Raw genomic sequence first — 12326 nt, 5'->3', positions numbered from 1 at the left:
GGCTCCGTCAGGACGCCCGCCGCGCCGCCCGCCACTCCGGGGCGAGGACCGACCAGACCTCGATGTCGTGCCGCTGCCCCCGGTACAGGTAGCTCTGCCGCAGGACGCCGTCACGGGTCATCCCGAGCCTCCGGGCCACGGCGATGCTGGCGTCGTTCGCCGAGGAGACCTGCCATTCGACCCGGTGGATGCCCCGCTCCTCGACGGCCCAGTCGATGAGGACGCGCACGGCCCGGCTCACCAGGCCCCGGCCCACCGCGGACGGTTCGAGCCAGCAGCCCGCCTCGGCGGTGCCCTGCCCGACGTCCATCGTGCGCAGCAGCACTCCACCGACCAGCTCGCCGTCCGCCCAGATGCCGAGGATCCGCCCGGTGTCGCTCGCCGTCTTCTCCGCGTACGACTGGAGGAAGGAGCGGGCCGCCGGCAGGTCCTCCGCCGCGTCCGGCAGGGCGATGAACCGCCCGATGAACTCCCGCCCCCGGTCCACGTGCGCCAGGAACTCCTCCGCCCGCCACGGTTCGAGAGGGCGCAGCTCGGCACCGTCGTCGCCGAGGGATATCGCGTACATGGTGACCTTTCGGGCGGGTGGCCGGAGCCGGCGCTGATCGGAAAGTGATCATCCTACGCCCGGAGGGCGGGCGGGGCAGGGGATCACCGGTCCGCGGCCTGCGCCCGCCGACGGGCCGGCCGCAGCTCGAAGGAGACGTGCGAGGAGAGCGCCCGAAGGAAGTCCGGGGCGTCGAACATCGCACCGGCCGCGGCGACCCCGGTCGTCCTGGTGCGTCCCGAGAGGACGCGGTCCACCGCTTCCCCCACGAGCGGCGCGGTCACGGCGTAGATGTCGCGCCCCCCGGCCACGGCGCGCCGTTCACTGCCGCCCGACCGGACGAGCACGTCGACGAGGAAGGTCTGGTCGGACCGGCCCTGTTCGTCGGCGGCGGACGGCGGCGGGGTGTCCGGGTCCGTCACCTGCCTGGCCGCCTCGACCGTCATGTAGGAGCGCACGTCCGGGACGGACAGGTGGCGGGGAACGGTGATGACGTCGGCCATGGTGAACTCGCCGATGACGGTCCGCGGGCCCATCGGCTCCGGGAACGACCACTGCACGGTGGGGGGCGCGTCCCGGCGGTACTCCAGCCGCCCGTCGGCGTAGCGCAGGCGCCGGCCGTCCCGCCGCTGCCGCGAGACCGCGCCCGAGGCACGCGTCCCGGCGGTGGGGTGCCAGCTGCTCAGCGCGTACGCGATGTGCGCCTCGTCGGCCTCCGTCCAGTCGCCCATCGCGGCGGTGACGAGCAGGTCGCCGAGACCGCCGTAGAAGGCCATGGCGGGGACGATCACCGCCCCCGCGGCGCGGGCGCGGTCCGTGAAGCGGGTGAACGTGTCGACGATCGCCTCCAGTTCGGCCGCCACGTCGACGTACGGGATGCCGGCGCGCAGTGCCGCCTCGATCACGGGGCCGGCCGTCGCGGCGAAGGGCCCGGCGCAGTTCACGACGGCCGCGGTGCCCGCCAGCGCGCGGTCGAGCGAGGCCGGATCGTCGACGGACGCCGGGCGCGGGGCGGGTCCGGGCACGGACGAGGCGAGGTCCGTCAGCCTGCCGGCGTCCCGCCCGGAGAGAACCGGAACGAAACCGCGCTCGCGCAGCTCCCTCACGACGAAGCGCCCGGTGTGCCCGTACGCGCCGAACACCACGACCTCGTGTCCCTGACCCATGGCTTTCTCCTGTGCTGGAACGACCGGCAGGCCCGCTGCCGTCTGTCGTGGACATCCTCACGAGGGAACGCACTCCGCCACGAGTGTCCGGAACGCCATGACCCGTACAATTCCGGACGTGAGAACTGTCGCGATGGCCGTCACCGACGGGATGCTGCACTTCGAGCTGTCCCTGGCCCACGAGGTGTTCGGCGGCGCCCCGGTGGGCGGGGCCGACCCCTGGTACGAGTTCACGGTCTGCGGGCCGGCCGCCGTGCGGGTCGGCCGCTTCCGGCTGGAACCCGACCACGGCCTCGACCGGCTGGCCCGCGCCGGCACCGTGATCGTGCCGGGCTGGGCCGACGTCGACGAGGACCCGCCCGGGGACCTGGTCGACGCGGTGCGCGCCGCCCACGAGGCGGGCGCCCGGGTGGTCTCCCTGTGCACCGGCGCGTTCGTGCTGGCCGCCGCCGGCCTGCTGGACGGGATGCGCGCGACGACACACTGGGCGCACACCGAGGTCCTGGCCGCCCGCCACCCCCGGGTGCGGGTGGACCCGGACGTCCTGTACGTGGACAACGGCAGCGTGCTCACCTCGGCCGGCAAGGCCGCCGCCATGGATCTGTGCCTGCACCTCGTCCGTCTCGACCACGGCTCGTCGGTCGCCAACGCCCTCGCCCGCCGCCTGGTCGTGCCGCCGCACCGCGACGGCGGTCAGGCCCAGTACGTCACCACCCCGGTGCCCGCGCCCGGCAACCATCCGCTCTCCGCGCTGTTCCCCTGGGTGATGGAGCGCCTCGACCAGCCGCTGACCGTGGAGGACCTGGCCCGCCGGGCCGGGATGAGCTCGCGCCACCTGGGCCGTCACTTCCGGGCGGTGACCGGCACCACCCCCCTGCAGTGGCTCCTCACCCAGCGCATCCGCCACGCCCAGGAACTGCTGGAGACCACCGACGACAGTGTCGAGTCCATCGCGGCGGCCACCGGCATGGGCACCGCCACCACGCTGCGCCGCCATTTCAGCCGCACGGTCGGCGTCCCCCCGGACACCTACCGGCGCACCTTCCGCTCCCGGCCCCCCGCGGCCACCCTGCCCTGAGGCGCCGGGCCCCGCATACCGGCGGGCCGACGGGTTACTCGCAGCACATGACGAAACCTGACAAGAAGCACGAATCGGAAATCCGCCAGGCGGAGGAGGAGCGCGCCGGGAGCGAGCCGTTCAGCTACCCGTACGACGAACGCCGGCCCAACGTCCGGGCGGTCCGTCACATCAGCCGTGAGGAGGCGGACGCGGACAGCGTCCCCGGAGTCCCCGGCGGATACGGCACCACCGGCGGTGGCCAGCCGAGCCGCACCGGCAGCGGTGCGGACGAGGCCGACCCCGACCAGCACTGAGGAGGCCCGCCCGCACCGGGCCGGGCCCGGGTCGCACGGGAGCGTACGATCGTACATTCCGAATGTACGATCGTACGCATGCCGATGGACTACTTCGCGAACGATCCGCGCACCCACCTGGAACGCATGCTCGCGGGCGACCTCTACATCGCCGACGATCCCGAGATCGCCCGCCGGCAGCAGCAGGCCGTACGGCTGGCCGCCCGCTACCAGGCCGCCTACGCCGAGGACGCCGGCGCCGCCCGGCCGCTCCTCGCCGAACTGCTGGGCTCCCTGGGTGACGAGGCGCACGTGCGGCCGCCGCTGTACGTCGACTACGGCAGCAACATCACGATCGGCGCGCGCACCTTCGTCAACTACCACCTCACCGCCCTCGACGTCGCGGCCATCACCATCGGCGAGGACTGCCAGATAGGCCCCAACGTCCAGTTGCTCACCCCCACGCACCCCCTCGAACCGCAGCCGCGGCGCGACAGGCTGGAGGCCGCCCGGCCGATCACCATCGGCGACAACGTGTGGATCGGCGGCGGCGCCATCGTCCTGCCCGGCGTGACGATCGGGGACAACTCCGTGATCGGCGCGGGTGCCGTCGTCACCAAGGACGTGCCCGCGAACGTCGTCGCCCTGGGCAACCCCGCCCGGCCCGTCCGGAACCTGTGACCCTCCGCCGTGGCCACCGGACACACCGACCCCCGGCGCCGCGCGCGCATCATCGCCGCGACCCTCGACCTCATCGCGGACGAGGGCGTGGCGGGCGTCTCCCACCGCAAGATCGCCGCGCGCGCCGGTGTGCCGCTCGGGTCGATGACCTACCACTTCGGCGGCATCGACGAACTGCTGCGGGAGGCGTTCCGTCACTTCACCGACCACATGGTGGCGCTGTTCGACGCGCACCTGGCGCCGTCGGCCGACCGTGAGCAGGCCAGGGCGGCGGTGGCCGACCTCGTCCACGCGCTGTCCGAGGGGAGCGGGCGCGACCTCGTCCTCACCCAGGAGCTCTACACCCTGGCGGCCCGCCGTCCCGCCTTCCGGGAACTCACCCACACGTGGATGGCGCGCAGCCGCCGCCACCTGGAGAGGCACTTCGACCCCGGCACGGCCCGCCAGCTGGACGCCCTGATCGAGGGCCTGATCCTGCACCGCGCACTCGCCCGGGAACCGCACGACCGGGAGCTCACGCTGGAGGCCGTCACCCGCATCACCGCCACCGGCCGCTGAGGGATCCCCGGCCCTTCCGCTTCGAATGTTTCGAAGTTCTGTGCGAGCGTTGCGGCATGCCGACGGGCTCTCACCGGGCAGGCGTCTAGGGAAAGGGTCCGGCTCGGTCAGTCCACGAAATGTTTCGATGGGTCAACTGGTTGATCTCCGGCGAACTTTCGGGAGACTTTCGGAAACAGAGTCATTGACCGCCGTCCCGAGCCGGGCACATACTCTCCAGCGACCGAGCCTCCCGACAGCGGAGGCGGCTCCACCGCGCCGCACGGCGCGGACATTCCCTCATCTCGCCATGGCCGCCCGTGCCCGGACGCGTCCGGCGTCGCGGGGCCCACCACGCGGCCGGCCTGCCACGAGCCCTCACCTGGAGGAAGCATGGAGAACGCCCCAGCCCCCTCGATGAGCCGCAGGGGCTTCATCGGCCGCGCCGGCGCCCTGACGCTGGCCGCGTCCGCTTCCGGCCTGCTGGTGCCCGCCACCGCCCACGCGGACACGGTCCTCACCACCAGCCAGACCGGCATGCACAACGGCTACTACTACTCGTTCTGGACCGACGGCGGCGGATCGGTCTCGATGACCCTCGCGTCGGGCGGCAGCTACCGCAGCAACTGGACCAACTGCGGCAACTGGGTCGGCGGCAAGGGGTGGAGCAACGGCGGACGCAGGACCGTGAGCTACTCGGGCAGCTTCGCGCCGTCCGGCAACGGCTACCTGACGCTCTACGGCTGGACCTCGAACCCCCTCGTCGAGTACTACATCGTCGACAACTGGGGCAACTACCGGCCGACCGGAACGTACAAGGGCACGGTCACCAGCGACGGCGGCACGTACGACATCTACCAGACGACCCGGTACAACGCCCCCTCGGTGGAGGGCACCAGGACCTTCAACCAGTACTGGAGCGTCCGGCAGTCGAGGAGGACCGGCGGGACCATCACCACCGGCAACCACTTCGACGCGTGGGCCCGCGCGGGCATGCGGCTGGGCAGCTTCAACTACTACATGATCCTCGCCACCGAGGGATACCAGAGCAGCGGGAACTCCAGCATCACGGTCAGCGGCTGAGCGTCCGTCACCACCGCGCCCGGCAGCCCCGGCCCGCGGCGCACCCCCACCGCGGTCACACCGCGGACGTCACACCGCAGACGAGGAGGACCCACCCCGCATGCCCAGCACACCACGCTCCCCGGCCGTGAGACTGGCCGTCGCCGCGACGGCCGTGGCGAGCACCCTCACCCTCAGCGCCGAAGCCGCCCCCGCCCACGCCGCCGCGTGCACCGGCTACGTCGGACTCACCTTCGACGACGGCCCGTCCAGCACCCACACACCGGCCCTGCTCACCGCCCTCCGCCAGAACGGGCTGCGGGCCACGATGTTCAACCAGGGCCAGTACGCCGCCGCCAACCCGGCGCAGGTGCGGGCCCAGGCCAGTGCCGGAATGTGGATCGGCAACCACAGCTACACCCACCCGCACCTGACCCAGCTGAGCCAGTCCCAGATCGACTCCGAGATCGCCCGGACCCAGCAGGCCATCGCCGGCGCGGGAGGCGGCACGCCCAGGCTGTTCCGCCCGCCGTACGGCGAGACCAGCACGACCGTGCGGTCGGTGGCGGCCAAGTACGGCCTCTCCCAGATCATCTGGGACGTCGACTCCCAGGACTGGAACGGCGCGAGCACCGACGCGATCGTGCAGGCCGCCGCCCGGCTCACCAACGGGCAGATCATCCTCATGCACGAGTGGTCCGCGAACACGCGCGCCGCCATTCCGCGCATCGCGCAGACCTTGGCGAGCAAGGGGCTGTGCTCCGGCAGGATCTCCCCGGAGACCGGCCGCGCCGTGGCCCCCTGACCCGGCGGCCGGACCGGTCGCACACCCCGCTCCGCACCCCTGGCGCGGCGGCCCCGGGCCGCCGCGCCATTCGGCTGGTCCTCGCGGTCACAGCGCCCGCGCCCGCCGCTACCTTGAGGGGCATGCGCATCCTCGTCACAGTCCGCGGCGACGACGCGGGAGCGGATGAACGCGGCCACGACCTGCGCCGCTGGCTGATCGCCGAGCCGGAGCTGCGCGGCCGGATCCGGACCGCGGACGGTGCTCCGCCGCCCGGGGCCCCGGGCGCGGTGACCGACGCGCTGGTCGCGATGCTGGAGCCCGGCCGGATCGCCGAGGTGTTCGCCGCCGTCGTGGTGGCCTGGGCGCAGAGCCGACAGGGGAACCAGACCGTCACGATCACCCGGCCCGACGGGGCGGAGACCACCGTCGGTACCGCCCGGGTGAAGGGTCTGGACCCGCGCCGGAGGGCCGAGCTGGCCAGACGCCTGACCGCCGTCGTGGACACGGCACCCGCCCCGGCACGAACCCGGCCCGTCGACCGGGGCGCCGAACCCCGGAGGCACCCGTGAGCCCCTTCGCGGGCACCCGTACCCACACGGACCTCCGGAAGGAAGCACCCACATGACCCGTCGCACCGCGGGCGACGCCCCCACGCCCGCTCGCCCCGCACCTGCCGCGGACCTGCCTCCCGTCCCCCTCGACCCGGAACTGGCGGCGGCCCTGGAGGCGCTGGGCGAGCTGCCCCCGCTCACCCCGCGGGACGTCCCCGCGGTCCGCGCCGCGGTGGGGGCCGGTGCGCTCGGCGACGAGGCCCTGCGGTGCGGCGGGGAGGTCGTCTGGGAGGAACGCGAGGTCACCGGGCCGGCCGGCGCCCCGGACGTCACCGTGCTCATCTGCCGTCCCGCCGCCGCACCCGCCGGCTCACGGCTGCCCCTGGTGTACTTCATGCACGGCGGCGGCATGATCGCCGGCAGCCGGCGGCACCTCATGTCCGACGTGCTGGAGTGGACCCGGACGCTGCACACGGTGACGGTGTCGGTCGAGTACCGGCTCGCCCCCGAACACCCCCACCCGGCACCGCTGGAGGACTGCTACGCGGGTCTGGTGTGGTCCGCGCGGCACGCCGCGGAACTGGGCGCGGACCCGGACCGGATCATCACGGTGGGAACCAGCGCGGGCGGCGGTCTCGCCGCGGGCCTGGCCCTGCTGGCGCGGGACCGCGGCGGTCCCGCGCCGGCCGCCCAGATGCTGCTGTCCCCGATGCTCGACGACCGCAACGACACCCGCTCCGGCCGTCAGATGGCGGGGCGGGACATGTGGGACCGCACGTCCAACGCCACCGCCTGGAACGCCCACCTCGACGGCGCCGCGGGGGCGCCGGACATCCCCGCCCACGCCGCCCCGGCGCGTGCCGCGGACCTCACCGGCCTGCCGCCCGCCTACCTCGACGTCGGTTCCGCGGAGACGTTCCGCGACGAGACCGTCGCCTACGCCGGCCGCCTGTGGCAGTCCGGGGTCCCCTGCGAGCTGCACGTGTGGCCCGGAGGCTGCCACGGCTTCGACGAGTTCGTCCCCCGGGCCAGGCTGTCCCGCCGGGCGAAGGAGGCCCGCCGGGAGTGGCTGACGTCGCTGCTCACCGCCGGCCGGGACGGCGGCTGAACACCTCGCGGCCACGACTTCCTCGGCGCCCCGCGAGCGGGCACCCGCCGGGGTCAGCGCCCCTGGAGCCGGTCCACGGCGTCCTTGGCCTCCTTCAGCCCGGCCCCGGTGACCCGCCGGTACTCCTTGATCGCCTCGATCGCCTTGCCGTCGCGGGCGAGTGCCGCCACCGCGTCCGTCCCGGGGTCCTCGACGGCCACGTCCAGATGGCCGAGCAGGAGGTCCACCTTGCGTTCGAGGCGCGCGAGGCGCTTGTCGAGCCGGGAGAACCGGGCCTCGTGGCCGAAGACGGCCACGCAGACGATCAGTGCGATGAGCGGAAGGGCGACGGAGTCCACGGTCATGATCATAAAGGGGCGGGATCCGGCTGCGGTCAGCGCGCCCTCCCCGCCTCCCGCAACCGGCGGCTCGCGGCGGCGCGGACCCGGCGGGTGCGGCCGTCACGGGCCAGCAGCGCGAGAGCCGCGGGGTCGGTGAGGCCGGGCGTGGCCACGGCCGTGCGCTGGAACCAGTCGGAGGCGCCGGCGAGTTCACCGGCGGTCCACGGACCGCCCCGGACGATCGAGTGGAGCAGGACCCACTCGCGCAGCCTGCGGGTGAGGAAGTCGCTGCGGGCGACCACGCCGGCCAGGGTCCGCGCCCAGGCGGTGAACGCGGGGCCACCGAGCAGGGCGGCGGCCCGGCGGTCCAGGTGGCGGCTCACCGCGCTGCCGGCCATCAGCGCGTCCCGGTCGTCGAGCACGGCCGCCACCAGGCCGGCCTCGTCCGCCTCGGAGACGGTCTCCAGCGCTCGCAGACAGTGGGCGAAACGCCGGTGCTCGGCGGGCTCGCGGTCGTCGGCGGGGGAGGGCGCGTTCGGGTTCACCGGTCCATCCTCGGCCCTGTGGCGCCCGGCGGTCCCACGGGGCCGCGCCTTCCCTGGGGCTCGGGGGACGCGAACGTCGCACGGTAGGCGGAGGGCGAGGTGCCCAGCACGCGCCGGAAGTGCAGGCGCAGATTCGACGGGCTGCCCAGACCGCACCGCTCGGCGACCTGGTCGACGGCGAGGCCGGTGCTCTCCAGGAGTTCCCGGGCCCGGTCGAGCCGGGCCGTGAGGAGCCACCGCAACGGCGTGGTGCCCGTCTCGGCCACGAAGCGGCGGGCGAAGGTGCGCGGCGCCATGTGCGCGTGGGCCGCGAGCTGACGGACCGTCAGCGGCTCGTGCAGACGGCCGAGCGCCCACGTCCGGGTCGGGGCCAGCGTGGTCGTGTCCGCCGCGCCGGCCAGCGGGTGCCTGATGTACTGGGCCTGCCCGCCCTCCCGGTGCGGCGCCGCGACCAGGGTGCGCGCCACCTCGTTGGCCGTGGCGGCGCCCAGATCGCGCCGCACCAGATGAAGGCAGAGGTCGATACCGGCGGCGACACCGGCCGAGGTCAGCACCCGCCCCTCGTCGACGTACAGCACCTTCGGGTCGACCCGCACCCGCGGGTGGCGCGCGGCCAGGTCGTCGGCGTACAGCCAGTGGGTGGTGGCGGCGCAGCCGTCCAGGACCCCGGCGGCGGCCAGCGCGAACGCACCGGTGCAGACGGACACCAGCCGTCCGCCGCGCCGGTGGGCGCCGGCCAGCGCGTCGAGCACGACGGCGGGCAGCCCGCGGTCGTGCGGTGCGTACCCCGGCACCACGACGGTGTCCGCGCCGAGCACCGCCTCGAGGCCCGCCGCCACCGTCACGTCGAAACCGGCGGCGCTCGGCACCGGGCCCGCCGACCTCCCGCACAGGGTCAGCTCGTACGGGCCACCCGGCACCGCGGTGAAGACCTGGGCCGGGATTCCCAGGTCGAGGGGCAGGACACCGTCCAGCACCAGCACGGCGACCCGGTGCCCCCGGCCGTCACGGGCACCGGCGCCGGCGTCCGCCGGCTCATAGGCAGTTTCCTCGCGCACGGCGGCAATACTGCCACTGTCGCGGCCCGAAGTCCCCACCGACGATGGAGCCATGACCACGCAGACGATCAGCGGCGTCCCGTCGCTCCCCGACACCCCCGTCGCCCGCCGCGCCCTGGCACTGGTGCGCGACACGGAATCCACGGCGACCGCCAACCACAGCATCCGCGCCTGGCTGTTCGCCCGCCTGCGCGCCGACCACGAAGGCGCCGTCCCGGGCCGTGACTACGACCCCCAGCTGCTGTTCCTGGCCTGCGTCCTGCACGACATCGGGCTCACCGAGGCCGGGGACCGCCACCAGCGGTTCGAGGTGGACGGCGCCGACACGGCCGCCGAGTTCCTCACCGGGCAGGGCCTGCCGGCACCGGACGTCGACGCGGTGTGGGAGGCGATCGCGCTGCACACCTCGCCCGGGATCGCCGAACGCCGCGGCCCGCTGTGCGCGCTGGTGCACCAGGGGACCGGCATGGACTTCGGCATCGGCACGGAATGCGTCGACGACGAGACCGGCGCCCGGATCCACGCCGCCTACCCGCGGCTGTCGATGGCGACCACCCTCACCGACGAGATCGTGGCGCAGGCCCGCCGGCGCCCGGAGAAGGCCCCGCACTTCACCGTCGCGGGGGAGCTGCTGCGCGAGAGGTCCGCTCCGCCGTACACGACGTGGATGGAGACCCACGCCGCCTCGGGCCGCTGGGGCAACTGACGCGGTAGTGACGGGCACGGGCCGCACCCGCGGGCGGCCCGCGTCGCCCCCCGGACCGGGGACTCCCGTGCCCCGGCCGGCCGGCTGGCCGGCCGGACAGGAGCGGGCCGCGCCCAAAGGTGCGGCCACGCCGCCTCGCGGGTGCGCGGTGTCAGCCCGCCGACTCCGCGGAACTGCCCGTCGCCACCCGCTCGGGCACCTGGAGGTGGTACACGTGGAAGGCCCGTCCGATGACCGGCTGGGCGACGTTGCGCACCCGTACGCCGCCACTGGTCATACCGTGCTCGGTGCCCGCGTGGGCGTGCCCGTGCACCGCGAGGTCGGCTCCGGCGGTGTCGATCGCCTCGGCCAGCAGGTAGCTGCCGAGGAACGGGTAGATTTCCAGCGGCTCGCCCGCCAGCGTGTCCGGCACGGGGGAGAAGTGGGTCAGCGCGACCCGCGCGTCGCAGCCCTGCTCGCCGAGCCGCTCCAGCGCCGTGCGCAGGCTGTCGGCGGACCGGCGCGTGTAGCGCACGAACTCCTTCATCAGCGGCTCGCCGAACTCCCCGGCGTTGCGGCCCGCGAAGCCGCCGCAGAACCCCTTGGTGCCGGCCACGCCGACCCGGCCCCCCGCGCAGTCCAGCACCGTCTCCTGCCCCTCCAGCACCTGGACACCACCGTCCTGGAGGATCGCCGTGACCTCGTCGGGCCGCTCGTCGTGGTGGTCGTGGTTGCCCAGGACCGCCACGACCGGCACCCCCAGGTCCTTGACCTCCCGCGCCACCACCCGGGCCTCCTCGGGAGTGCCGTGCCGGGTCAGGTCGCCCGCCAGGAGCAGGACGTCGGCACAGTCGGGCAGGGTCTCGAACGCGGGCCGCAGCACTCCCTGGCTGTCGGGGCCCATGTGGATGTCACCGACGGCTGCGATGCGGATCATGCCAGCTCCTCCGCCTGGTCGGGGGACGACGCTTCGGCGACCACCAGGTCGCAGCGCACCGTGAGCCCGGTCAGGGTCTCGCCCACGATCCGCCCGATCTCGTCGCGGCAGTGCGAGGACGGTACGGTGCCGGTCACCAGCACCGAGTCCCCGTGCACCGCGACCTGCACGCCCAGTTCGGCCAGCGGCCCGCCCGCGAGGCGTTCGCGCAGGTGGGCCACGCGGTAGTCGAGGTCGTTCATGGCTGCTCCTTCCGCGGAGCGATCACGTTCAGGCGTTCGAGGAGGAAGAAGAACGCGGCGGGCATCGGGTCCTCGCCGCACTCCCGCCGGACCTCTTCCCAGTCGACCTTCTCCCGCAGCGCCCGCGCCACGGGCAGCACCGCACCGAAGTCGCAGTAGTGCTCCGTGAACGCGGAGACCAGGCTCGCCACCAGGTCCGTGGCGGACAGCACCGGCATCAGGACCGACTGCACCGGCATCTCCTCGGCCCGGTCGAGCATCTCGGTGCTGACGGGCCGGTGCGCCAGCCGGAAGATGATGTCGACGGACTGCCCGAAGCACTCGGTCTTCAGCAGCCAGTCCTCCGGCGGGATCCGCACCTCGAGACCGCCCTCGCGCAACGTCGCCGCGACGGTCTCCGCGTCCTCCGGGCGGACACAGAAGTCGGCGTCGTGCTGGAGGTTCGTGCCCGCGCCGTGCGTGTACGCGGCGACACTGCCGGCCAGCGCGAACCGGTGCCCGTTCCGCTTCAGCAGCGTCCCCACCTGCTTGGTCGCCTCCAGGATCGCCTGCGTCCGGTCCCGGGGCAGGTCCGGCGTCAGGTCCGGGGGCGGGCTCTGCGTCCCGGCTGTCACCGGCGGCACGAGATCGCTCACCACCGCGGCCGACTGCGCGTCACCGGCCCACGCCCGCCGGGCGGATGCCGGGTCGCCGTTCTGCGTCATGTCCACTCCCTTACGTCCTCTCGCCGCGCGTTCCGGCCGGAAC

At 74.1% G+C, this 12326-nt stretch carries 16 protein-coding genes and 1 pseudogene; 9 read left to right on the top strand and 8 right to left on the bottom strand.

Features of this window, described 5'->3' with window-relative positions; translation table 11 throughout:
* Window positions 1–7: 7 nt before the first annotated feature.
* The gene (locus tag SGLAU_RS01975; protein WP_043497777.1) at window positions 8–568 is read right to left on the bottom strand and encodes a GNAT family N-acetyltransferase; all 561 of its coding nucleotides are present in this window, start codon (window positions 566–568) and stop codon (window positions 8–10) included.
* An 83-nt stretch (window positions 569–651) separates the two neighbouring features.
* A complete protein-coding gene (locus SGLAU_RS01970) occupies window positions 652–1713 on the bottom strand; it encodes a saccharopine dehydrogenase family protein (protein ID WP_043497776.1) in 1062 nt (353 codons plus the stop codon).
* Between the two features lie 118 nt (window positions 1714–1831).
* Here SGLAU_RS01970 and SGLAU_RS01965 point away from each other — a divergent pair, with 118 nt between their 5' ends.
* From SGLAU_RS01965 to SGLAU_RS01930, 8 genes and pseudogenes are all read left to right on the top strand, one after another.
* Window positions 1832–2791, top strand: coding sequence for a helix-turn-helix domain-containing protein (locus SGLAU_RS01965; RefSeq protein ID WP_043497774.1), 960 nt, complete (start codon window positions 1832–1834; stop codon window positions 2789–2791).
* Between the two features lie 47 nt (window positions 2792–2838).
* Window positions 2839–3087 (top strand): hypothetical protein, encoded by a 249-nt coding sequence (locus SGLAU_RS01960; protein ID WP_043497771.1) that lies wholly within the window; start codon window positions 2839–2841, stop codon window positions 3085–3087.
* Window positions 3088–3165: 78 nt separating this feature from the next.
* Window positions 3166–3747 carry a sugar O-acetyltransferase gene (locus SGLAU_RS01955; protein WP_043497770.1) on the top strand — a complete coding sequence of 194 codons (582 nt, stop codon included), beginning with the start codon at window positions 3166–3168 and terminating at the stop codon, window positions 3745–3747.
* Between the two features lie 9 nt (window positions 3748–3756).
* Window positions 3757–4305, top strand: coding sequence for a TetR/AcrR family transcriptional regulator (locus SGLAU_RS01950; RefSeq protein WP_043497767.1), 549 nt, complete (start codon window positions 3757–3759; stop codon window positions 4303–4305).
* 372 nt (window positions 4306–4677) lie between these two features.
* Window positions 4678–5367: a glycoside hydrolase family 11 protein gene (locus SGLAU_RS01945; protein WP_043497765.1), complete on the top strand. Its 690-nt coding sequence runs from the start codon at window positions 4678–4680 to the stop codon at window positions 5365–5367.
* 100 nt (window positions 5368–5467) lie between these two features.
* Window positions 5468–6148, top strand: a pseudogene (locus SGLAU_RS01940) (polysaccharide deacetylase family protein); the annotation flags it as partial.
* 125 nt (window positions 6149–6273) lie between these two features.
* Window positions 6274–6702 carry an effector-associated constant component EACC1 gene (locus tag SGLAU_RS32765; RefSeq protein ID WP_052413571.1) on the top strand — a complete coding sequence of 143 codons (429 nt, stop codon included), beginning with the start codon at window positions 6274–6276 and terminating at the stop codon, window positions 6700–6702.
* 52 nt (window positions 6703–6754) lie between these two features.
* Window positions 6755–7792, top strand: coding sequence for an alpha/beta hydrolase (locus SGLAU_RS01930; protein WP_052413570.1), 1038 nt, complete (start codon window positions 6755–6757; stop codon window positions 7790–7792).
* 53 nt (window positions 7793–7845) lie between these two features.
* On the opposite strand, the gene SGLAU_RS01925 is transcribed toward SGLAU_RS01930, so the two are convergent.
* From SGLAU_RS01925 to SGLAU_RS01915, 3 genes are read right to left on the bottom strand one after another with little or no spacing between them, the layout of a single operon-like run.
* On the bottom strand, window positions 7846–8130 hold the full coding sequence (locus tag SGLAU_RS01925; protein WP_244315160.1) for a ribosomal protein L7/L12: 285 nt from the start codon (window positions 8128–8130) through the stop codon (window positions 7846–7848).
* Window positions 8131–8165: 35 nt separating this feature from the next.
* A complete protein-coding gene (locus SGLAU_RS01920; protein ID WP_043497761.1) occupies window positions 8166–8657 on the bottom strand; it encodes a hypothetical protein in 492 nt (163 codons plus the stop codon).
* The gene (locus tag SGLAU_RS01915) at window positions 8654–9640 is read right to left on the bottom strand and encodes a GlxA family transcriptional regulator (RefSeq protein ID WP_279628020.1); all 987 of its coding nucleotides are present in this window, start codon (window positions 9638–9640) and stop codon (window positions 8654–8656) included. The genes SGLAU_RS01920 and SGLAU_RS01915 overlap by 4 nt, the downstream gene beginning before the upstream one ends.
* 127 nt (window positions 9641–9767) lie before the next feature.
* On the opposite strand from SGLAU_RS01915, the gene SGLAU_RS01910 reads away from it, so the two are divergent.
* Window positions 9768–10421 carry an HD domain-containing protein gene (locus tag SGLAU_RS01910; RefSeq protein ID WP_043497760.1) on the top strand — a complete coding sequence of 218 codons (654 nt, stop codon included), beginning with the start codon at window positions 9768–9770 and terminating at the stop codon, window positions 10419–10421.
* Window positions 10422–10572: 151 nt separating this feature from the next.
* Here the strand turns inward: SGLAU_RS01910 and SGLAU_RS01905 are convergent, their stop codons facing one another.
* From SGLAU_RS01905 to SGLAU_RS01895, 3 genes are read right to left on the bottom strand one after another with little or no spacing between them, the layout of a single operon-like run.
* Window positions 10573–11337, bottom strand: coding sequence for a metallophosphoesterase family protein (locus tag SGLAU_RS01905; protein WP_043497758.1), 765 nt, complete (start codon window positions 11335–11337; stop codon window positions 10573–10575).
* Window positions 11334–11579, bottom strand: coding sequence for a hypothetical protein (locus tag SGLAU_RS01900; protein WP_043497756.1), 246 nt, complete (start codon window positions 11577–11579; stop codon window positions 11334–11336). Before SGLAU_RS01900 ends, SGLAU_RS01905 begins: the two co-directional genes overlap by 4 nt.
* A complete protein-coding gene (locus tag SGLAU_RS01895) occupies window positions 11576–12283 on the bottom strand; it encodes a nucleotidyltransferase family protein (RefSeq protein WP_043497754.1) in 708 nt (235 codons plus the stop codon). The genes SGLAU_RS01900 and SGLAU_RS01895 overlap by 4 nt, the downstream gene beginning before the upstream one ends.
* Between the last annotated feature and the right edge of the window lie 43 nt (window positions 12284–12326).

Source organism: Streptomyces glaucescens, from assembly GCF_000761215.1.
Taxonomy (GTDB): Bacteria; Actinomycetota; Actinomycetes; order Streptomycetales; family Streptomycetaceae; genus Streptomyces; species Streptomyces glaucescens_B.
This window is presented reverse-complemented; position numbering and strand designations above follow the sequence as displayed.